The 21,432-nt window shown below is 61.3% G+C and carries 14 protein-coding genes; 10 read left to right on the plus strand and 4 right to left on the minus strand.

Annotation, left to right across the window (positions count from 1 at the left end; genetic code table 11):
- Positions 1-88: 88 nt before the first annotated feature.
- On the plus strand, positions 89-1,279 hold the full coding sequence (locus AC1RL4_RS07700) for a benzoate/H(+) symporter BenE family transporter (protein ID WP_018925276.1): 1,191 nt from the start codon (positions 89-91) through the stop codon (positions 1,277-1,279).
- Positions 1,280-1,365: 86 nt separating this feature from the next.
- Here AC1RL4_RS07700 and AC1RL4_RS07705 read toward each other — a convergent pair whose 3' ends face one another.
- A complete protein-coding gene (locus AC1RL4_RS07705; protein WP_018925275.1) occupies positions 1,366-1,710 on the minus strand; it encodes a YggL family protein in 345 nt (114 codons plus the stop codon).
- A 234-nt stretch (positions 1,711-1,944) separates the two neighbouring features.
- Between AC1RL4_RS07705 and dacB the strand changes: the two genes are divergently transcribed.
- Positions 1,945-3,405, plus strand: coding sequence for a D-alanyl-D-alanine carboxypeptidase/D-alanyl-D-alanine endopeptidase (dacB, locus tag AC1RL4_RS07710; protein WP_028941088.1), 1,461 nt, complete (start codon positions 1,945-1,947; stop codon positions 3,403-3,405).
- Between the two features lie 95 nt (positions 3,406-3,500).
- Here dacB and AC1RL4_RS07715 read toward each other — a convergent pair whose 3' ends face one another.
- Both AC1RL4_RS07715 and rlmKL read right to left on the minus strand, forming a co-directional pair.
- The gene (locus AC1RL4_RS07715) at positions 3,501-5,891 is read right to left on the minus strand and encodes a sensor domain-containing diguanylate cyclase (RefSeq protein ID WP_028941087.1); all 2,391 of its coding nucleotides are present in this window, start codon (positions 5,889-5,891) and stop codon (positions 3,501-3,503) included.
- A gap of 143 nt (positions 5,892-6,034) precedes the next feature.
- Positions 6,035-8,305 carry a bifunctional 23S rRNA (guanine(2069)-N(7))-methyltransferase RlmK/23S rRNA (guanine(2445)-N(2))-methyltransferase RlmL gene (gene rlmKL, locus AC1RL4_RS07720; protein ID WP_019579762.1) on the minus strand — a complete coding sequence of 757 codons (2,271 nt, stop codon included), beginning with the start codon at positions 8,303-8,305 and terminating at the stop codon, positions 6,035-6,037.
- A gap of 530 nt (positions 8,306-8,835) precedes the next feature.
- On the opposite strand from rlmKL, the gene rmf reads away from it, so the two are divergent.
- On the plus strand, positions 8,836-9,051 hold the full coding sequence (gene rmf, locus AC1RL4_RS07725) for a ribosome modulation factor (RefSeq protein WP_003223300.1): 216 nt from the start codon (positions 8,836-8,838) through the stop codon (positions 9,049-9,051).
- 307 nt (positions 9,052-9,358) lie between these two features.
- On the opposite strand, the gene AC1RL4_RS07730 is transcribed toward rmf, so the two are convergent.
- Positions 9,359-10,378, minus strand: a complete 1,020-nt coding sequence (locus AC1RL4_RS07730; RefSeq protein WP_026331742.1) for a quinone-dependent dihydroorotate dehydrogenase — start codon at positions 10,376-10,378, stop codon at positions 9,359-9,361.
- 226 nt (positions 10,379-10,604) lie between these two features.
- Between AC1RL4_RS07730 and AC1RL4_RS07735 the strand changes: the two genes are divergently transcribed.
- The 7 genes from AC1RL4_RS07735 (at position 10,605) to AC1RL4_RS07765 (ending at position 21,422) form a co-directional block, all read left to right on the plus strand.
- A complete protein-coding gene (locus tag AC1RL4_RS07735; RefSeq protein WP_230174186.1) occupies positions 10,605-11,816 on the plus strand; it encodes a CmpA/NrtA family ABC transporter substrate-binding protein in 1,212 nt (403 codons plus the stop codon).
- A gap of 15 nt (positions 11,817-11,831) precedes the next feature.
- Positions 11,832-12,407: an ANTAR domain-containing response regulator gene (locus AC1RL4_RS07740; protein ID WP_018925269.1), complete on the plus strand. Its 576-nt coding sequence runs from the start codon at positions 11,832-11,834 to the stop codon at positions 12,405-12,407.
- A 255-nt stretch (positions 12,408-12,662) separates the two neighbouring features.
- Entirely contained in the window at positions 12,663-13,874 is a 1,212-nt protein-coding gene (locus AC1RL4_RS07745; protein WP_018925267.1) for a nitrate/nitrite transporter, read from the plus strand.
- 7 nt (positions 13,875-13,881) lie between these two features.
- Complete coding sequence (locus tag AC1RL4_RS07750; protein ID WP_230174188.1) at positions 13,882-15,552, plus strand: bifunctional protein-serine/threonine kinase/phosphatase; 1,671 nt, start codon at positions 13,882-13,884, stop codon at positions 15,550-15,552.
- A 385-nt stretch (positions 15,553-15,937) separates the two neighbouring features.
- Complete coding sequence (gene nirB, locus AC1RL4_RS07755) at positions 15,938-18,391, plus strand: nitrite reductase large subunit NirB (RefSeq protein WP_007940642.1); 2,454 nt, start codon at positions 15,938-15,940, stop codon at positions 18,389-18,391.
- On the plus strand, positions 18,388-18,705 hold the full coding sequence (gene nirD / locus AC1RL4_RS07760) for a nitrite reductase small subunit NirD (RefSeq protein ID WP_007902067.1): 318 nt from the start codon (positions 18,388-18,390) through the stop codon (positions 18,703-18,705). Before nirB ends, nirD begins: the two co-directional genes overlap by 4 nt.
- Entirely contained in the window at positions 18,705-21,422 is a 2,718-nt protein-coding gene (locus AC1RL4_RS07765; protein WP_230174190.1) for a nitrate reductase, read from the plus strand. The genes nirD and AC1RL4_RS07765 overlap by 1 nt, the downstream gene beginning before the upstream one ends.
- Positions 21,423-21,432 lie beyond the last annotated feature (10 nt).

Consider the following 21,432-nt stretch of genomic DNA (forward strand, 5'->3'; position numbering starts at 1 on the left):
GAATGACACGACGCCTTCGCGGGCAAGCCTCGCTCCTACAGGTTCAGCGGCTACGGACATCTTTATCAGAACAAGGAACACCGCTGTCATGACCGACGCCACGCACACGCAGCTTCGTCCCCTGACCGACACGTCGCCCTCGGCCATTGTCGCCGGGTTCATCGCCATGATGACCGGTTACACCAGCTCCCTGGTGCTGATGTTCCAGGCCGGGCAAGCGGCGGGCCTGAGCAGCGGGCAGATTTCGTCGTGGATCTGGGCGATCTCCATCGGCATGGCGGTGTGCTCGATCGGCCTGTCCTTGCGCTACCGCACCCCGATTACCATTGCCTGGTCGACCCCCGGCGCGGCGTTGCTGATCACCAGCCTGGGCGGTGTCAGCTACGGCGAGGCCATCGGCGCCTACATTACTTGCGCAGTGTTGGTGACCGTGTGCGGCCTGACGGGCAGTTTCGAACGGCTGGTGAAAAAGATTCCGGCCTCGTTGGCGGCGGCGTTGCTGGCGGGGATTCTGTTCAAGATCGGCAGCGAGATTTTCGTCGCCGCCCAGCACCGCACCGCGCTGGTCCTGGGGATGTTCTTCACGTATCTGCTGGTCAAGCGCCTGTCGCCACGCTACGCCGTGCTCGCGGCACTGCTGATTGGCACCGCGCTGGCCGGTTTCATGGGGTTGCTGGATTTCAGTGGCTTTCACCTGGAAGTCGCGACGCCGGTCTGGACCACGCCGCATTTCTCCCTGGCCGCGACCATCAGCATCGGCATCCCGCTGTTCGTGGTGGCGATGACCTCGCAGAACATGCCGGGCATCGCCGTTTTGCGCGCCGACGGCTACAACGTGCCGGCCTCGCCGCTGATCACCACCACCGGCATCGCCTCGTTGCTGTTGGCGCCGTTCGGCTCCCACGGGATCAACCTGGCCGCCATCAGCGCAGCGATCTGCACCGGGCCGCACGCCCATGAGGATCGCAACAAGCGCTACACGGCAGCGGTCTGGTGCGGGATTTTCTACGGGATTGCCGGAGTGTTCGGCGCGACACTGGCGGCGTTGTTTGCCGCGTTGCCTAAAGAATTGGTGCTGTCGATTGCCGCGCTGGCGCTGTTCGGCTCGATCATCAACGGTCTGAGCATTGCCATGGCGCAAGTGCAGGAACGCGAAGCGGCGCTGATTACCTTTATGGTGACGGCATCGGGGCTGACGCTGTTTTCCATCGGCTCGGCGTTCTGGGGGATTGTCGCGGGGGTGTTGACGCTGGTGATTCTGAATTGGCGCAAGGCCTGAGGGCCCCTTCGCGGGCAAGCCATGCGCCTATAAAAAGCAGGTATAAAAAAAACGGCGACCCTTGGGGTCGCCGTTTTTTTTGAACATCAGGCTACCGGATTGATCGGCTTTTCCGGGTACCAGACGTCGATCAGCGGGCTGACTTCAGCGCTGGTCAATTCACTACGGCCCTTGAGCCAGGCTTCAACAGCGGCACGCTGTGCTTCGGTCACCGAGCCACGCTTCTGCAGGCAAACCAGACCGAAGTCATCGCCGCCCACATAACCCAGACCGTTGGCTTCCATGGCTTCTTTCAGGAACGCGTCGAGGAAAGCATCAATGGCTTCATCAGCCAAATCTTCTTTGAAATCCAGGTTCAGTTCGAAACCCAGCTCTTGAAATTCATCGACGCACAGTTTTTTGCGCAGACGCTGGGAACGGTTAGTCGCCATTGGAACAATCCTCATAAGTAATAACGGGCGGCACTTTAGCAGTTTAAGGCGCCGATTACCCGCCTCAGAACGGCGCGACGTCTACCGTCGGTAAAAAAATAGCGGATTAGTCGACCAAGGTGCGGCACAAGCCCTTGCACCTTGGGGCATAATGCCGACACTTTCATGACCGCTGAGGGAATTTATCACCATGCCCTCGTCTTTTTCCCCCTCGGCTGTAGGGTTTTATTTCAGATGATCAAATCTTTGCGTCCATTGCTGCTGGCCAGCCTTCTTCTGCCCCTGGCTCTCCCCATTTCCGCCGCGCCGATCAACACCGCCCTGTCGCCCAACGTTGAAAAGGCCCTCAAGGCCAGCAAATTGCCGGACAGCGCCTTGTCGCTGGTGATGATCCCGCTTAACGGCCCGGGCACCCCAACCGTTTATAACGCTGACGTTTCGGTCAACCCGGCCTCGACCATGAAACTGGTCACCACCTATGCGGCGCTGGAAATGCTAGGCCCGAACCATCAGTGGAAAACCGAGTTCTACACCGACGGCACCCTCAGCGGTGGCATCCTCAACGGTAACCTCTACCTCAAGGGTGGCGGCGATCCGAAGCTGAACATGGAAAAACTCTGGCTGCTGATGCGCGACTTGCGCGCCAATGGCGTGACCCAGGTCACCGGCGACCTGGTGCTCGACCGCGGCTTCTTCGTGCAACCGCAACTGCCCGAGTTCAACGACGACGGCAATGACGAGAACAAACCGTTCCTGGTCAAGCCCGACGCACTGCTGGTCAACCTTAAGGCCCTGCGTTTCGTGGCCCGCAACGACTCGGGCAAGGTCCTGGTGTCGGTCGAGCCGCCGATTGCCAGCATCCGCATCGACAATCAGGTCAAGGCACTCAACTCCAAGCAATGCACCGGGGGCGTGCGCTACAACCCGGTGACCCAGGCTGATGGCAGCGTCACCGTGACCGTCGGCGGCCAGTTGGGCGAAGGTTGCAGCTCCCAGACCTATTTGTCGCTACTCGACCACGCGACCTACACCGCCGGCGCCGTGCGCGCGATCTGGAAGGAATTGGGCGGCAGCATCCAGGGCCAGGATCGTCTGGCACCGACGCCGAGCAGCGCCAAGGTGCTGGCCCGGGCCTACTCGCCAGACCTGGCGGAAATCATTCGCGACATCAACAAATACAGTAACAACACCATGGCTCAGCAGTTGTTCCTGAGCCTGGGCCAGAAATTCCGCACCGACGCCGACAGTGATGACGCGAAAGCGGCCCAGCGTGTGGTGCGTCAGTGGCTGGCGCAGAAAGGCATCACATCACCGCACCTGGTGATGGAGAACGGTTCCGGCCTATCCCGCGCCGAACGGGTAAGCGCACGTGAAATGGCCGCAATGCTGCAAGCCGCCTGGCGCAGCCCGTACGCCGCCGAGTTCATCAGCTCGATGCCGATTGCCGGCACCGACGGCACCATGCGCAAACGCCTGAAACACACGGCCATGACCGGTGAAGCCCACGTCAAGACTGGCACCCTGAACACCGTGCGTGCCATCTCCGGCTTCAGCCGCGATGTCAATGGCAATACCTGGGCGGTGGTGGCGATTCTTAACGACAAGGCTCCGTTTGGCGCGTCTTCGGTGCTGGATCAGGTGCTGCTGGACCTGTATCGCCAGCCGAAACTGCCGACCACGGCATCGGTGTTGTAACCGGATCCATAGAACACCTCAGATCCAATGTTGGAGATTCTATGTTGCAGGGCAACCCTGCAACATAGAATCTCCAACAGGGTCTGTATGCAGACCTAGCTCATCTGCCCCTCAACCCGATCCCGTCCCGCCTGCTTCGCCGCGTAAACCCCCGAATCCGCCCGCAACAGCAACGCATCCGCGCCTTCCCCGGCCCGCCAGCTGGCAATCCCGAAACTCGCGGTAACGATCCCCACCTCGTCGATCGGCGAACTGCGCAACCCTTGCCACAGTTCCAAGGCCAGCACATGAGCCTGCTCGCCGTCGATGTCCGGACAGAGCACCATGAACTCTTCGCCCCCCAGGCGACAGAACACATCGGTGCGCCGCAGGCGACGGCCAATACGCTCACACACCGCCTGCAATACCCGATCGCCCACGGCATGGCCGTGCTGGTCATTGATGCGTTTGAAGTGGTCGATGTCGAGCATGATCACCGACAACTCGCCACCACCGCGCTCGACCCGGGCCATTTCTGTGGTCAGGCGCTCCTGAAAGTAGCGGCGGTTGTGGATCCCGGTCAGGGAGTCGGTCACCGACAGTGCGCGCAACTCCTCTTCCACCCGCTTGAGGTCGGAAATGTCCGAAATGTAGCCATGCCACAGCACACCGCCACCGGGCAGCTCCTCCGGCGTCGCTTCGCCGCGGACCCAGCGCAGGCCACGCTCGGGCAATAGCACGCGATACTCTTCGCGCCAGGGGCTGAGGTTGTCCGCCGACACCTGGATCGATGCGCGGACCCGGCGCGAGTCCTGAGGATGAATCCGCGAGAACACCGCTTCGGCATTGCTCAACAGTACCTCCAGTTCGAGTTCGTAGATCTCGCGCATCCCGTCGCTGGCATAGATCACGCTGAAGCGCCCATCGAACTCCATCTTGAACTGGTAAATCCCGCCGGGCACATGGGCGCTGAGTTTCTTCAACAACAAGTCCCGCGCCGCCAGGGCCTCGTGGACGCGCTTGCGCTCGGTGATGTCGATACAGATCGCCAAGTGCCCGACCCACAAACCCTGCTCGTCGAGAACCGGGGTCGCCAGCATGTTCACCGTCAAATGGCTGCCGTCGCGGCGCACCAGCGTCCACTCCCGGGCCTCGTGACCGCCCTCTTCCCCGCCTTCGACCAACATGGCCTGACAGGTCGGAATCGGCTTGCCATAGCGCGCGCTCAACTCCGCCGACCGCGCCTCGAGCTCCCGGGGCAGGTGCAGGTTTTCCAGGGTCATGTGGCCCACGGCCTGCGCACTGGAGTAACCGAGCATGTGCTCGGCACCGGCGTTGAAAGTGCTGACGATCCCGCGCAGGTCGGTGGCGATAATCGCCACCTGAGTCGCAGCATCCAGCACGCCGCGCAATTGGCCATGCGTGCCGCGCAGCTCTTGCTCACGGGCGTGCAGTTCCTCGGTCCGTTGCTCGACCATTTTCAGCGCCCGTTGCCGCTGGCTGACCAACACATAGAGAAACACACTGAGCAACAAGCTGAGTAAACCACCCAGCACCACCTGGCTGGTCACTGAGGAATGGTTGGCTTGCAGGAACGCAGCACTGGGGCGCATATCCACTTGATAATCGTGGTCGGCCAGGCGCAGCAAGCGCGTGGAGGACAAGTCACTGGCCCCCGCCGGGTTGGTCGACTCGTACAGCACTTCGTGTTGGTCATCGGTGGACAAGTCGAGAATGCGCACCGAGAGAGAATCATGATTCTCTTCCGGCAGCCCGTCCGCCAGCAGCTGGCGCATGCTGATCACCGCCATCACATACCCGACGGGCGTGGTGTCCGGCAGGTGCTGACGGCTGACGGGGGCCACCAGCAACACCCCCCGTGAATAGGCAGGCTCAATGCCTACCAGATGCAATGGTTGCGAGACAGCCATGCGGCCAGTTCGATCGGCACGCTCCAGGGTCGAACGGCGCAGGGGCTGAGCCAGCAGGTCGTAACCCAGCGGCGTGGGCAGTCGGCTCTGGGTTTGGGTATAGAGCACCGGCACGTACTCGTCCCGTTCCGCGGCCGGTTGCAACTGGCCGTCGGCGGTGAGTTCGCGAAAGGTGAAATTGCTCAAGCCTTCGTCATGCACGAAGCGTTCAAGCAAGGGGCGTTCGGCGCGGGAAACCCGTGGTGCCCAGGAATAGGCTTGGGTGCGCCGCAGAAGAGGTTTGGCGTAACCGTCGAATTCCTCGCGGGACACCGACTCGGAATTGGCAAAGAACCGGCGCAGGCCATCGAGGCGCTGCTCCTGATCTTCGAAACGTTCTTCGATACGGCTGTAGCGTTCACTGGCGAGCAGTTGGAAACGTTGCCGCATTTGCTGATGAAACTGATTGAGCGTGGCCCAGGCCAGTAACCCCGTAAGAATCCCGCCGACGAGCAATACCAGCAGCGCGACCAGCCAGGCCGAGACATCTTCGCTGATAAAACCCAGGATCTTGGGGCGCACGGCGTGTAACGACATAAACGCAACTCATAACGCCAGGTGCCGGAAAGCCCATTGGCCATGAGTTGAGTTATAGCTATTAGCCACTAATTTGACCAGCACTGAAAGAACCAAAGAGCCTTTAAAAATCAAGGCTCTGTGGATCCAATCAGGCTCAAGTGTCAGCGAGCAGTGATCTTCCAGGCACGGTGGATCTTGCCATTACGGGCGAAATCCGGATCGATGGTCTGGGCCGTGATTTCTTCAACGGCATAACGCTCGGTGAGGTTTTCCTCGAGCTGGAACTTGCGGAAGTTGTTGGAGAAGTACAACACCCCGCCCGGCGCGAGACGCGCCATCGCCAGGTCGATCAACTGCACCTGATCACGCTGCACGTCGAAGATCCCTTCCATGCGCTTGGAGTTGGAGAAGGTCGGCGGATCGATGAAGATCAAGTCGTACTCGTCACGGCAGGCGTCGAGCCAAGCCATCACATCGCCCTGCTCCAGACGGTTCTTGTCAGAGAAACCGTTCAGCGACAGGTTGCGACGCGCCCAATCCAGGTAGGTTTTCGACAGGTCGACGCTGGTGGTGCTGCGCGCACCGCCCTTGGCCGCATGCACGCTGGCAGTCGCGGTGTAGCAATACAGGTTGAGGAAGCGTTTGCCGGCCGCCTCTTTCTGAATCCGCATGCGCATCGGCCGGTGGTCGAGGAACAGCCCGGTATCGAGGTAGTCAGTGAGGTTCACCAGCAGCTTCACGCCGCCTTCGTTGACCTCGTTGAACTTGCCCTGGGCGCTCTGGCGTTCGTACTGCTTGGTGCCGCTCTGACGTTCGCGACGCTTGACCACCACGCGGCTCTTGTCGATGTTCAACGCCTGCGGGATTGCCGCCAGGGCATCGAACATCCGCGCCGAGGCTTTTTCCGGATCGATGGATTTCGGCGCGGCGTATTCCTGAACGTGGACCCAGTCGTGATACAGGTCGATGGCCATGGAATATTCCGGCATGTCGGCATCGTAGACGCGGTAGCAGTCGATGCCTTCACGCTTGACCCACTTGCCCAGCGCCTTGACGTTCTTTTGCAGACGGTTGGCAAACATCTGCCCGCCTTCACTCAGGCGCGGCTGCTCGATCACCGGGGCGGGTGCCGGAGCCGGTTTGATCGGATTGCCGTTCTTGTTGTACTTGCGCTCTTGCGGCTCACTCGGTGCTTCATCATAGGCCGCCTGTTCACGCTCGGCCTGACGCTGTTCCGGGGTGCGACGCTCGCCGGTGACAAACTGGTCTGGCGTGACCTTGATCAGCAGCAATTTGCACGGCAATGCGCCGTTCCAGAACGAATACTGTTTGTGGCTGCGGATGCCCATGCGCTTGCCCAGGTCCGGGGCGCCGGTGAACACCGCCGCCTCCCAGTTCAAGCACGCCTGACGCAGACGCTCGCCGAGGTTCTGGTAGAGGTAGAGCAGGCTCGCCTCATCGCCCAGACGCTCGCCATACGGAGGGTTGCAGATCACCAGGCCTTTCTGGTTCTGGTCCGGACGCGGCTCGAACGTTGCCACTTCGCCCTGGTAGATCTTGATCCACTCGCTCAGGCCGGCACGCTCGACGTTGTTGCGGCCCGGTTGAATCAGGCGTGGGTCGGCTTCGTAACCACGAATCCACAGCGGTGGCTTGGCCAGGCCGGCCGCGGCGCGTTCGGTGGCCTCTTCGTGGAGCTTTTTCCACAGCGCCGGCACGTGCCCGAGCCAGGCGGTGAAGCCCCACTGCTCGCGACGCAGGTTCGGCGCCATGTCGGCGGCGATCATGGCGGCTTCCACCAGGAACGTGCCGACACCGCACATCGGGTCAGCCAGCGCGCCACCATCGGCGGCAATGCGCGGCCAGCCGGCACGGATCAGAATCGCTGCCGCGAGGTTTTCCTTCAACGGCGCCGCGCCTTGCTGCAAGCGATAACCGCGCTGGTGCAGGCTGTGCCCGGACAGGTCGAGGGACAGGATGGCTTCGCCACGGTCCAGACGCAGGTGAACGCGCAGGTCCGGGTTGAGCTTGTCGATGGACGGACGATCGCCTTGCGGGGTGCGCAGTTTGTCGACGATGGCATCCTTGACCTTCAAGGCGCCAAAGTGCGTGTTGTCGATGCCAGAGCCGTGACCGCTGAATTCGACGGCCAGGGTGCCGTCGTTGAGCATGTGGTCTTGCCAATCGATATCCAGCACGCCGTGATAGAGGTCTTCGGCGTCCTTCATCGGGAAGCGCTTGAGCACCAACAGCACCCGGTTCGCCAGACGCGACCACAGGCACAAGCGATAAGCGGTTTCCATGGTGGCCATGCCGCGCACAGCCGAGGTGTGCTCGCGTGCTTCCTCAAGGCCAAGCCCGACGGCTTCCTCGATGAGCAGACCTTCAAGGCCTTTGGGGCAAGTGAGGAAGAGTTCGAAACGATCGGACATGGTAATTCCAGAGCCTTTAGCTAAGTGAACCGGCAACGCGTTGCCGATCCGGTTTTCAATCAGGCGTTTTTCTAACAGAACGCCCGCGTGGCACGAAGGTGTGCCGTCCCACCCTGACTGCTCGGGTTAAAAGAGCTTAGATGCCAGGGCAGATAAAAAAGTTGATGAAACAAAATGTCATAAGTCGACCCTTCGTCGAATAATACCCAAGAGCAACGGGTGTCATTCTCGTTAAGGCACAACCCCCAGCATCCAGCGGAGGGCCGATCATACCGGGCTTTGGCCAATCAACACGGCACAAATATCGTGTTACTTATGGCCATAGCATCTTTATGGTTACGTTCTTATGACAAAACGGTCATTCCCTCGATGTGACGCATTGGTTAGAACTCAACTCAGGTTGACGTCGCAACGGCGTCAACACCTTGGCTCGCGACGCCGGCAGCGAGCCACCAACGGCAGAATTTTTCTGCCTGACCTCGATTGAGGTCGACGCGATACATACAGTCAACAAGTGAGGGAAACACCCTATGAGAAGACTTAAGCGTGATCCGTTGGAAAGAGCATTTTTGCGCGGATATCAATATGGCGTTGGTGGTAAATCCCGTGAGCTTTGCCCTTTTACTCTACCGTCGGTACGCCAAGCCTGGATCAATGGCTGGCGAGAAGGACGCGGCGACAATTGGGACGGTATGACCGGCACTGCGGGAATCCACAGACTCAACGAACTTCACGCCGTCGGCTAATACAGGGCACACACTCCGACACGACAATCTGATTACGCTACGACTTAACCACGCACGTCCTATCCGGACGGCGGGCTTCGGCCCAGGGGCTCCTTCGGGGAGCCCTTTTTTATGCCTGCTCCAAATTCAGCGAAGAAACCATTGTGGCGAGGGGGCTTGCCCCCGTTGGGCTGCGAAGCGGCCCCAAAACCAGGCAACGCGGTGAATCAGAGAGAACACGGACACAGGGTTTACGACTGCTTCGCAGCCGAACGGGGGCAAGCCCCCTCGCCACAAAAGCCCTCAGCACAAGGTCCCTACACTGCCTTCAGCGCAGCGCGGCGATGGCGTCTACCGACTCACGAATCAACGCCGGGCCTTTGTAGATGAAGCCGGAGTAAATCTGCACCAGGCTCGCACCCGCGGTGATTTTCTCAGCTGCGTGCTTGCCTTCGGTGATACCGCCCACGGCGATGATCGGCAAGCGACCGGCCAGTTCCGCCGCCAGCACCTTCACGGTGTGGGTGCTCTTGTCGCGAACCGGTGCGCCGGACAACCCGCCCGCCTCGTCACCGTGCTCCAGGCCTTCGACGCCGACGCGGCTCAGGGTGGTGTTGGTGGCGATCACCGCATCCATCCCGGTTTCGATCAGTGCCTGGGCCACCTGCGCGGTTTCTTCATCGCTCATGTCCGGTGCGATCTTGATCGCCAGCGGCACATGTTTGCCGTGGCGCAGGGCCAATTCCGCCCGGCGCGTGGCCAGGTCGGCGAGCAATTGCTTGAGCGAGTCGCCGAATTGCAGGCTGCGCAGGCCCGGCGTATTCGGTGAGCTGACGTTGACGGTCACGTAGCTGGCGTGGGCGTAAACCTTGTCCAGGCAGATCAGGTAATCGTCGACCGCACGTTCAACCGGCGTATCGAAGTTCTTGCCGATGTTGATACCCAGCACGCCCTTGTACTTGGCCGCGGCCACGCGAGCGAGCAAGTGATCGACGCCAAGGTTGTTGAAACCCATGCGGTTGATGATCGCCTCGGCTTGCGGCAAGCGGAAAATCCGTGGTTTCGGATTACCCGGTTGCGGGCGCGGGGTGATGGTGCCGATTTCGACGAAACCGAAACCCAGTTGGGCAAATCCGTCGATCGCCGCGCCGTTCTTGTCCAGACCGGCCGCCAGACCCACCGGGTTCGGGAACTCCAGGCCCATGACCGTCACCGGCATTTTCGCCGGTGCCTTGCACAGCAAGCCGTTGAGGCCCAAACGTCCGCCCGCGCCGATCAGGTCCAGGGACAGATCGTGGGAGGTTTCCGGGGAAAGTTTGAACAGCAGCTGACGGGCCAGGGTGTACATGGGCAGGCTTGACTCGGGTGGCGATGAGAGGCGGCGATTATAGCCGCGCATCGAGTCCACAGGCGAGGCGCACGACAAAATCAGCCAGCGATGGCATATGCCTTGCACCAACATGGTCATCAGCACTCATGCCAACGACGGAATGAGTGGCAGGACAATGGCGTCGTCACCGGCTCTGCTCGCGCAGAGGCCATGGGGCGACGTTTTTTTTGGAAGGTGCAAATCGATGAATGAACCATCAGCCGGCCCACTGGCCTGGGTCAACGGCAGCGATGCCCCGGAAAAAACCGAAATCAACCTTGGCTTCATGGCTCTGAGCGACTGCGCCTCAGTGGTGGTCGCCGCCACCCAGGGCTTCGCCCAGCCTTACGGCCTGACCCTGAACCTCAAGCGCCAGTCGTCCTGGGCCAACCTGCGAGACAAACTGGTCAGCGGCGAACTCGACGCCGCCCACAGCCTGTACGGCCTGATTTACGCCGTGCATCTGGGCATCGGCGGCGTAGCCTCCACCGATATGGCCGTGCTCATGGGCCTGAACCAGAACGGCCAGAGCATCAACCTCTCCCACGGCTTGCAGGCCCTGGGCGTGACCAGTCCTGAAGCACTGGACCATCACGTGCACCAAAGTCGCCCAAAACTGACCTTCGCCCAGACATTTCCCACGGGCACCCACGCCATGTGGCTGTATTACTGGCTGGCGAGCCAGGGCATTCATCCGTTGCAGGATGTCGACAGCGTGGTCGTCCCCCCGCCGCAAATGATCGCGCACCTGCAAGCCGGGCGCATCGACGGTTTCTGCGTCGGCGAACCGTGGGCTGCCAGTGCGGTGCAACAGAATCTCGGTTTCACCATGGCCACCACCCAGACCATCTGGCCCGACCACCCGGAAAAAGTCCTCGGCTGCACCCGCGCCTTCGTCGAGCAATACCCCAATACCGCCCGGGCCTTGGTGATGGCGATCCTCGAGGCCAGCCGCTTCATCGAAGCCAGCCGCGAAAATCGCCGCAGCACCGCGCAACTGTTGAGCGCCCCCGAATACCTGGATGCCCCGCTCGATTGCATCGAACCGCGCTTGCTCGGTGACTACGCCGACGGCTTGGGCAATCGCTGGCAAGACCCGCACGCGATGCGTTTCCACGGTGGCGGCGAGGTCAATCTGCCGTACTTGTCCGACGGCATGTGGTTCATGACCCAGTTCCGTCGCTGGGGTTTGCTGCGTGACGACCCGGATTACCTCGGCGTGGCCCGCCAAGTCCAGCAACTAGACTTATACCGTGAGGCCACCACCGCTGTCGGCGTGCCCGCCCGGACTCAGGAAATGCGCAGCAGCCAACTGATCGACGGCAAGATCTGGGACGGTTCGGACCCGGCCGGCTATGCCCGCAGTTTTACGCTGCACGCCATGAGCGACAGCGCTCCCCTTCTCGCCAGCCGCTGACAGGAGCCTACGAATATGTTGCGTATCCTGCTGATCAATGACACCGCAAAAAAAGTCGGGCGTCTGAAGGCGGCTCTGACCGAAGCCGGGTTCGAGGTCATCGACGAGTCTGGCCTGACCATCGACCTGCCCGCGCGCGTCGAAACGGTGCGTCCGGACGTGATCCTGATCGATACCGAGTCACCGAGCCGCGATGTGATGGAGCAAGTGGTGCTGGTGACCCGCGACCAACCACGGCCAATCGTGATGTTCACCGACGAGCACGACCCCGGCGTAATGCGCCAGGCAATCAAGTCCGGCGTCAGTGCCTACATCGTTGAAGGTATTCACGCACAACGCTTGCAGCCGATTCTCGATGTGGCCATGGCGCGCTTTGAAAGCGACCAGGCCCTGCGCGCCCAACTGCACGCCCGCGACCAGCAACTGGCCGAGCGCAAGCGCATTGAGCTGGCCAAGGGGCTGCTGATGAAGATGAAGGACTGCAACGAAGAAGAGGCCTACACCCTGATGCGCCGCCAGGCCATGAGCCGCCAGCAAAAACTGATACAGGTGGCGGAGCAAATCATTGCCATGAGTGAGTTGCTTGGCTGAAGGACGCTATCGCGGGCAAGCCTCGATCTCACGTGTTGGCACAGATCTCGCTAAGTAATCCCTGCAAGGTAACCAACGGCGGTTGCCCCACCTACGACAAAGACGTCGCTCACCTCATTCGCCCCCTTTTGCGAATCAGGTAGCGGCGTTTTTCCGTTTTGGCCCCAGAGACCGGGGCTGGTGGTGCGGCCGTTGCGGCGCCCCACCTGCAAGCTCATGACTCCTTCTTGATACGCCTGACAGCTGAGGTGCGCGATGAATTCAAGCTTCTGGAAATCCGGCCATACCCCGACACTGTTCGCAGCCTTCCTCTATTTCGATCTGAGCTTCATGGTCTGGTACCTGCTCGGCCCTCTGGCGGTGCAGATCGCCGCTGACCTGCACCTGACCACCCAACAGCGCGGGCTGGTAGTGGCCACGCCGATTCTGGCCGGCGCCGTATTGCGCTTTGCGATGGGCCTGCTGGCTGATCGCCTGTCGCCAAAAACCGCCGGGATCATCGGCCAGATAATCGTTATCAGCGCCCTGCTCGTTGCCTGGAAAGTCGGCATCCACAGTTACGAGCAAGCGCTGTTGCTGGGCCTGTTCCTCGGCATGGCCGGTGCGTCCTTCGCCGTCGCCCTGCCGCTGGCCTCGCAATGGTATCCGCCGCAGCACCAAGGCAAAGCCATGGGCATCGCCGGTGCCGGTAACTCGGGCACCGTGCTGGCCGCCCTGATCGCCCCGGTGCTGGCCGCCGCGTATGGCTGGAGCAACGTGTTCGGCTTCGCCCTGATCCCGCTGATCCTGACCCTGATCGTCTTCGCCTGGCTGGCCAAGAATGCCCCTGAGCGGCCGAAAGCCAAGTCCATGGCCGACTACCTCAAGGCCCTGGGTGACCGCGACAGCTGGTGGTTCATGTTTTTCTACAGCGTGACCTTCGGCGGCTTCATCGGCCTGGCCAGCGCCCTGCCCGGCTACTTCAACGACCAGTACGGCCTTAGCCCGGTGACCGCCGGTTACTACACCGCTGCTTGCGTGTTCGGTGGCAGCCTGATGCGTCCGCTGGGCGGCGCGCTGGCGGATCGCTTCGGCGGGATTCGCACCCTGTTGGCGATGTACACCGTGGCAGCGATCTGCATTGCGACAGTGGGTTTCAATCTGCCGAGTTCCTACGCAGCGTTGGCGCTTTTCGTCTGCACTATGCTCGGTTTAGGTGCAGGTAACGGTGCCGTGTTCCAGTTGGTGCCGCAGCGTTTTCGTCGGGAGATTGGTGTGATGACCGGTTTGATCGGCATGGCCGGCGGCATCGGTGGCTTCGCACTGGCGGCCGGCATGGGCGCGATCAAGCAAAGTACCGGCAGCTACCAAATGGCCTTGTGGTTGTTCGCCAGCCTCGGCGTACTCGCCTGGTTCGGTCTGCACGGGGTGAAACGTCGCTGGAGAACCACTTGGGGTTCGGCAGCCGTCACCGCAGCTCGAGTGTGAGGGCTGAATGAGCCTGCAACTGAGTTTTGCCGAAGCCAGCGCCATCGGGCCTCGCGAAGAGAACCAGGACGCTCTGCGCCTGGTTACTCCGGCCCCGGCACTGGCGGCGAGCAAGGGTTACCTGTTCGCCATCGCCGACGGCGTCAGCCAATGCGCCGATGGCGGTCTCGCGGCCCGTTCGACCTTGCAGGCTTTGGCGCTGGATTATTACGCCACACCGGAAACCTGGGGTGTCGCCCAGGCGCTGGATCGCCTGCTGCTGGCGCAAAACCGCTGGTTGCAGGCCAACGGCGGCGGGCAACCGCTGCTGACCACGGTCAGTGCCTTGGTGATGCGCGGCAGGCGTTTCACTTTGGCGCATGTCGGCGATTGCCGGGTTTACCGCTGGCACGCCGACACCTTGCAACGGGTGAGCGAGGATCACGTCTGGGACCAGCCGGGCATGCAGCATGTGCTCAAGCGGGCCTTGGGGCTGGATCAACATCTGGTGCTGGACTTTCTGGACGGCGAATTGCGCCTGAACGAGAGTTTCGTGCTGCTCAGCGACGGCATCTGGGCCGTGCTGGGCGACACCGCCATCGCGGCGATTCTGCGCGATCAACCTGACCTCAACAGTGCCGCGCAGACCTTGGTCAGCGCCGCGCACCTGGCCGGCAGCCAGGACAATGCCAGCGCCCTGCTGGTGCGGGTCGATGCCCTTGGCGAAACCAGCATTGGCGATGCACTGATTCATCTGCAGCAATGGCCTCTCCCGCCTGCACTGAAACCGGGCCAGACCTTCGAAGGCTGGCAGGTCGAAGGGATTCTCGGCCAGAGCCAGCAATCGCTGCTCTACCGGGTGCGCGATGCACAACAACAGCGCTGGTTGCTGAAAACCTTGCCCGGTGCTCTACGTGACGATCACCAGGCCGGGCAGGCATTGTTGTCGGAGGAATGGTTTCTCAAGCGTGTAGCCGGTCGACACTTCCCTGAAGTCCATGCCGCCAGTCAGCGTCAGCATTTGTACTACGTGATGCGTGAATACTCCGGGTCGACCCTGGCTGAGTTGCATGAACGCGTCACATCGCTGCCCCTGGCGCAATGGCAGGACTTGGCCGAACGCTTGTTGCGGGCTGTCGGCATCCTGCATCGACGGCAGATCCTGCATCGCGATATCAAACCGGAGAACCTGCTGCTGGGGGACGACGGCGAGTTGCGCCTGCTGGATTTCGGCCTCGCCTACTGTCCGGGGCTGTCCGAAGATCAAGCCTTCGCCCTGCCCGGAACGCCCAGCTATATCGCGCCGGAAGCGTTTCGCGGCGACCCGCCGACACCCCAACAGGATTTGTATGCAGTCGGCGTGACCTTGTATTACCTGCTCACCGGGCATTATCCCTACGGCGAAATCGAAGCATTCCAGCGTCCACGGTTTGGTGTACCGGTCAGCGCCAGTCGCTACCGACCCGACCTGCCGGAATGGATCGCGCAGAGTCTGGAGCGCGCGGTGGCGGTAGCCCCGGATCAGCGCTTTGAAACGGCAGAAGAATGGTTGCTGGTGTTGGAACAAGGGGAACGACGCAGTTTGAGCGTGCGACCCAGACCGTTGCTGGAGCGCGAGCCGTTGAAGGTTTGGCGGACGTTGGCACTGGTGTCGTTGCTGGTGAACCTGGTGCTGATGTTTTTGCTGTTTCACGGTTAAAAGATCAAAAGATCGCAGCCTGCGGCAGCTCCTTCGGGTGCCCACGATCTCCTGCGGGAGCTGCCGTAGGCTGCGATCTTTTGACTTTTTTGCTTCAAAACCGGGCATAGCGCATTGAACCGGTGCACGAAAACACCCTTCTCCCACGCTGAGAGCCGATAAATTCGGCATATGTCCGACTTGGCACAACCACTGCATTACCTTTCCCAACATACATAAAGCCCGGCCTTCAACGTAGAAGGCTGCGCTGCCCGAGAGAACGGGACAAGGACAAAGGCGTCCTCGCTAGTTAGCTAGCGGGACGCCTTTTTTTGTTTGCGCAAAATTTTGTCGAGCAAGGCCTGAATGCCCTGATGAGGCAGGCCCGAGCTCCCCGGAGAACCTGATGAAAAAACTAAAACTGGTGATGATCGGCAACGGCATGGCCGGGGTTCGTACCCTGGAAGAACTGCTCAAGCTGAGTAATGAGCTGTACGACATCACGGTCTTCGGCGCCGAACCGCATACCAACTACAACCGTATCCTGCTGTCCCCCGTACTGGCCGGCGAACAGACGTTCGAAGAGATCGTGCTCAACGATCTGGACTGGTACCTGGAAAACAACATCAAGCTGCTGCTCAACCGCAAAGTGGTGGAGATCGACCGGGTCAAACGCCGGGTCATCGCCGAAGACGGCACTGAGGCTGAATACGACCGCCTGCTGATTGCCACCGGCTCGACCCCGTTCATCCTGCCGATCCCCGGCAATACCTTGCAGGGCGTGATCGGCTACCGCGACATCGCCGACACCCAGGTGATGATCGACACCGCCAAGACCCACAAGCACGCCGTGGTCATCGGTGGCGGCCTGCTGGGCCTTGAAGCCGCCAACGGCCTGATGCTGCGGGGCATGCACGTCACCGTGGTGCACATCGGCGAATGGCTGCTGGAGCGCCAACTGGACAAAACCAGCGGCCAACTCCTGCAAACCGCCCTGGAAGCCCGTGGCCTGCATTTCCGCCTGTGCGAACAGACCCAGGCCCTGCACGACGCCGGCAATGGCCGGGTCGGCTCAGTGCAGTTCAAGAACGGCGACATCATCCCCGCCGATCTGGTGGTGATGGCCGCCGGCATTCGCCCCAACACCGAACTGGCGGAAAAAGCCGGCATCCCTTGCAGCCGCGGGATTCTGGTCAACGACACAATGCAAACCTACGACCCTCGGGTGTACGCCATCGGTGAATGCGCCAGCCACCGCGGCACCGCCTACGGCTTGGTCGCACCGCTGTTCGAACAAGCCAAGGTGTGCGCCAACCACCTCGCCCAACTGGGCTTCGCCACTTACAAGGGCTCGGTGACGTCGACCAAATTGAAAGTCACCGGCATCGACCTGTTCTCCGCCGGCGACTTCATGGGCGGCGAAGGCACCGAGACCATCACCCTCTCCGACCCGATCGGCGGGGTCTACAAGAAACTGGTGATCAAGGATGACGTGCTGGTCGGCGCCTGTCTGTACGGCGATACGGCAGACGGCGGTTGGTATTTCCGGCAGATCCGTGAGAACCATGCCATCGGCGAGATCCGCGATCACCTAATGTTTGGCGAAAATGCTTTAGGCGATGTAGGACATCAAGGCCAGGACAAAGCCATGAGCATGGCCGACACCGCCGAAGTCTGCGGCTGTAACGGCGTGTGCAAAGGCACCATCGTCAAAGCCATTCAGGAACATGGGCTGTTCAGCGTCGACGACGTGAAGAAACACACCAAGGCCGCCAGCTCCTGCGGCTCTTGTGCCGGCCTCGTCGAACAGATCCTGATCAACACCGTGGGCGGTGCGGCAGACGTCAAACCGAAAAGCGAAAAAGCCATCTGCGGGTGCAGCGACCTCAACCACGGGCAAATCCGCCAGGCCATCCGCGACCAGCATCTGCTGACCATCGCCGGCACCATGAGCTACCTGAACTGGCGCACGCCGAACGGCTGCGCCACCTGCCGCCCGGCGCTCAACTACTACCTGATTTCCACCTGGCCCGGCGAGGCCAAGGACGATCCGCAATCGCGGCTGATCAACGAACGTGCCCACGCCAACATTCAGAAAGACGGCACTTACTCTGTAGTCCCGCGGATGTGGGGCGGTGTGACGAATCCTTCAGAACTGCGGCGCATCGCCGACGTGGCCGACAAGTACAACGTGCCGATGGTCAAGGTCACCGGCGGCCAACGCATCGACTTGCTGGGGATCAAAAAGCAAGACCTGCCGGGCGTCTGGAAAGACCTGGACATGCCGTCCGGACACGCCTACGGCAAATCCATCCGCACCGTGAAAACCTGTGTCGGCAGCGAGTTCTGCCGCTTCGGCACCCAAAACTCCACGCAACTGGGCATCGAGCTCGAACATGACCTGTTCAACATGTGGTCGCCACACAAAGTAAAACTGGCTGTCTCCGGTTGCCCACGTAACTGCTCGGAAGCGGGGATCAAGGACGTCGGAATTATCGGCGTGGATTCCGGCTGGGAGATGTACATCGGTGGCAACGGCGGGATCAAGACCGAAGTCGCTGAATTCTTCGTCAAGTTGAAAACCGCTGAAGAGGTGCGCGAATACAACGGCGCTTTCCTGCAGCTGTACCGCGAAGAAGCTTTCTACCTCGAGCGCACCGTGCATTACCTGCAACGGGTCGGCATGGAACACATCAAGAAAGCCGTGCTGGAAGACCCGGTACGGCGCAAGGCACTCAACGAACGCCTGCAATTCTCCCTGTCGTTCGAACAGGACCCGTGGAAGGAACGCCTCGAGCAACCACTGCTGAAAAAAGAATTCGAGGTCATTCCCGTGAAGAACCTGGAGGTGTCGGTATGAACTGGCTGGATATCTGCGCACTGGAAGAGATCAACACCCTTGGCTCGCGGATCATCGCCGGCCCGAAAGGTGACATTGCGATTTTTCGTACGAGCGACGATGAGGTTTTCGCCCTCGACGACCGCTGCCCACACAAGGGCGGACCACTGTCCCAAGGCTTGATCTACGGCAAACGGGTCGCCTGCCCACTACACAATTGGCAGATCGATCTGGAAACCGGTGAGGCCCAGGCTCCCGATATCGGCTGCGCCCACCATCACTCGGCACGGGTCGAGAATGGCCGGGTGTTGCTGGCCCTGCGGGAAGCAAGCTGATGGACCGCCAAATCACCGCCTCCACCTGCTGCTACTGCGGGGTCGGCTGCGGCGTGCTGATCGAACACGATGGCGAACGCATCCTCGGCGTCAGCGGCGATCCGGCACACCCGGCCAACTTCGGCAAATTGTGCAGTAAAGGTTCGACCTTGCACCTGACCGGCGACCTGACCGCGCGCGCCCTGTACCCTGAGTTGCGCCTGGGCAAAGGCCTGGCCCGCAGCCGCACCGACTGGGACACCGCCCTCGATCACGCTGCCAATGTATTCGCGCAAACCATCACCGAGCACGGCCCGGACAGCGTCGCGTTCTATATCTCCGGGCAATTGCTGACCGAGGATTACTACGCCTTCAACAAACTGGCGCGAGCGCTGGTGGGCACTAACAACATCGACAGCAATTCACGGCTGTGCATGTCTTCAGCGGTGGTCGGCTACAAGCGCAGCCTCGGCGCCGACGCTCCGCCCTGCAACTACGAAGACCTGGAGCTGAGCGACTGCGTGATGATCGTCGGCAGCAACATGGCCTACGCCCACCCGATCCTGTTTCGTCGCCTGGAAGAAGCCAAATCCCGCCGTCCGCAGATGAAAGTCATCGTCATCGACCCACGGCGCACCGACACCTGCGACCTGGCTGACCTGCACCTGGCGATTCTGCCCGGTACCGATGTCGCGTTGTTCCATGGGATTTTGCACCTGCTGCTGTGGGAAGACTGGATCGACCGCGACTTCATCAAGGCCCATACCGAAGGCCTGGCCGAACTGAAAAAACTGGTGCGCGATTACACCCCGACAATGGTTTCGCAACTCTGTGGCATCAGCGTCGAGCAACTGCAGCAATGTGCGGAATGGGTCGGCACGTCACCGAGCTTTCTGTCGCTGTGGTGCATGGGGCTGAATCAGTCCACCGCCGGCAGCGCGAAGAACAGTGCGCTGATCAACCTGCACCTGGCCACCGGGCAAATCGGCCGGCCCGGCGCAGGACCTTTCTCACTAACCGGTCAGCCCAATGCCATGGGCGGCCGCGAAACTGGCAGTTTGTCGAACCTGCTGCCAGGCCATCGCGAAGCGGCCAATGCCGAGCACCGCGCGCAAGTGGCCGCCTACTGGGGCGTTGATCAACTGCCCGAAAACACTGGGCTAACAGCCATCGAACTGTTCGAGCAGATGCGCAGCGGCAAGATCAAAGCCCTGTGGATCTCCTGCACCAACCCTGCGCAGTCGATGCCGGACCAGACCGCCGTGCGCGAGGCACTGCAAGCCTGTCCATTCGTGGTATTGCAGGAAGCCTTCCACACCACCGAGACCGCCGCGTTCGCCGACCTACTGCTACCCGCCGCCAGTTGGGGTGAAAAGGACGGCACGGTCACCAACTCCGAGCGGCGCATTTCCCACGTCCGTCGAGCCATCGGCGCACCCGGTGAAGCACGGTCCGACTGGGCGATCACGGTGGATTTCGCACAGCGCCTGGAAAAACATCTGCGTCCCGGAGCCACTAGTCTGTTTGCCTTTGAAACCCCGGCGCAGGTTTTTGACGAATACAAACAACTGACTCGTGGCCGCGACCTCGACCTGTCCGGGATCAGTCATGAGTTGATCGACCAGCTCGGTCCGCAGCAATGGCCTTTCCCCACCGGAGCCCGCGAAGGCACCGCGCGGTTGTACCTCGACGGGGTTTTCCCGACCGCCAGCGGGCGTGCACAGTTTGTGACCGACCCGTATCGCGCCGCCAAGGAGCAACGCGATGCACGCTTCCCGCTGACCCTGATCACCGGCCGCCTGCGCGACCAATGGCACGGCATGAGCCGCACCGGCACCGCCGCGCAATTGTTCGGCCATGTCAGCGAAGCCGTGCTGAGCCTGCACCCGGACGAGTTGCGTCGGCATCGCCTGCAACCTGGCGACCTGATCAATCTGAAAAGCCGCCGGGGCGCGGTGATCCTGCCGGTCAGCAGCGACGACAGCGTACGTCCGGGCCAGGCCTTCCTGCCGATGCATTGGGGCGACCGTTTTCTCAAGGGCGGCGTGAATACCCTCACCCTTCCCGCCTTCGATCCATTGTCGAAACAGCCGGAACTCAAACATAGCGGCGTGCGACTCGAGCCTGTGAATTTGCCCTGGCAGCTTTTCGCCCTGATTGAAGGCGATGTTCAACAGCATCTGGAGACACTGCGACCACTCTGTGAGGCGTTTTCCTACGCCAGCCTCAGCCTCGCCGGCCGTGAACGCCCTGCGCTGCTGATACGCGCTGCCAGCGCCACCGCGCCAGAGCCACAGCTATTGCGTGATATCGATCAATGCCTGGGGCTCAACGATGGCCCGGTGTTGGCCTATGACGATCCCCGGCGCTCGATCGGTAAGCGGGTTCGTATCGAAAACAGCCGGATCACCGCGATTCGCCTGGCCGGTGAAACGCTCGCCCAGCACTGGCTGCAAAGCCTGTGGCTCGAAGGTCGCGCCGACGAACAACTGCGCCGTTGGCTGCTGGCACCCTTGAGTGCGCCACCAGGCAACACTGGCGCCCCGGCATCCGACAGCAAAACCCTGTGCAACTGCATGAACGTCAGCCAGAACGCAGTCTGCGCCGGCATCAGCCGTGGCCTGGACTTGCAGGGCTTGAAACAAGAATTGGGCTGCGGCACGCAATGCGGCTCCTGCGTCCCGGAAATCAAGCGTTTGCTGGCCGCCACCGCGCAGCCAGTCGCCGTCACCTCGTGAGGAAAACACT

The sequence above is a fragment of the Pseudomonas sp. GW822-FHT07A10 genome, from assembly GCF_058798795.1.

Coding starts and splice junctions, on each gene's coding strand:
- AC1RL4_RS07735 (WP_230174186.1), top strand. CDS start 10,605: ATGAATGAACCATCAGCCGGCCCACTGGCCTGGGTCAACGGCAGCGAT.
- AC1RL4_RS07700 (WP_018925276.1), top strand. CDS start 89: ATGACCGACGCCACGCACACGCAGCTTCGTCCCCTGACCGACACGTCG.
- rmf (WP_003223300.1), top strand. CDS start 8,836: ATGAGAAGACTTAAGCGTGATCCGTTGGAAAGAGCATTTTTGCGCGGA.
- nirD (WP_007902067.1), top strand. CDS start 18,388: ATGAACTGGCTGGATATCTGCGCACTGGAAGAGATCAACACCCTTGGC.
- rlmKL (WP_019579762.1), bottom strand. CDS start 8,305: ATGTCCGATCGTTTCGAACTCTTCCTCACTTGCCCCAAAGGCCTTGAA.
- nirB (WP_007940642.1), top strand. CDS start 15,938: ATGAAAAAACTAAAACTGGTGATGATCGGCAACGGCATGGCCGGGGTT.
- AC1RL4_RS07765 (WP_230174190.1), top strand. CDS start 18,705: ATGGACCGCCAAATCACCGCCTCCACCTGCTGCTACTGCGGGGTCGGC.
- AC1RL4_RS07740 (WP_018925269.1), top strand. CDS start 11,832: ATGTTGCGTATCCTGCTGATCAATGACACCGCAAAAAAAGTCGGGCGT.
- AC1RL4_RS07750 (WP_230174188.1), top strand. CDS start 13,882: ATGAGCCTGCAACTGAGTTTTGCCGAAGCCAGCGCCATCGGGCCTCGC.
- dacB (WP_028941088.1), top strand. CDS start 1,945: ATGATCAAATCTTTGCGTCCATTGCTGCTGGCCAGCCTTCTTCTGCCC.
- AC1RL4_RS07730 (WP_026331742.1), bottom strand. CDS start 10,378: ATGTACACCCTGGCCCGTCAGCTGCTGTTCAAACTTTCCCCGGAAACC.
- AC1RL4_RS07715 (WP_028941087.1), bottom strand. CDS start 5,891: ATGTCGTTACACGCCGTGCGCCCCAAGATCCTGGGTTTTATCAGCGAA.
- AC1RL4_RS07745 (WP_018925267.1), top strand. CDS start 12,663: ATGAATTCAAGCTTCTGGAAATCCGGCCATACCCCGACACTGTTCGCA.
- AC1RL4_RS07705 (WP_018925275.1), bottom strand. CDS start 1,710: ATGGCGACTAACCGTTCCCAGCGTCTGCGCAAAAAACTGTGCGTCGAT.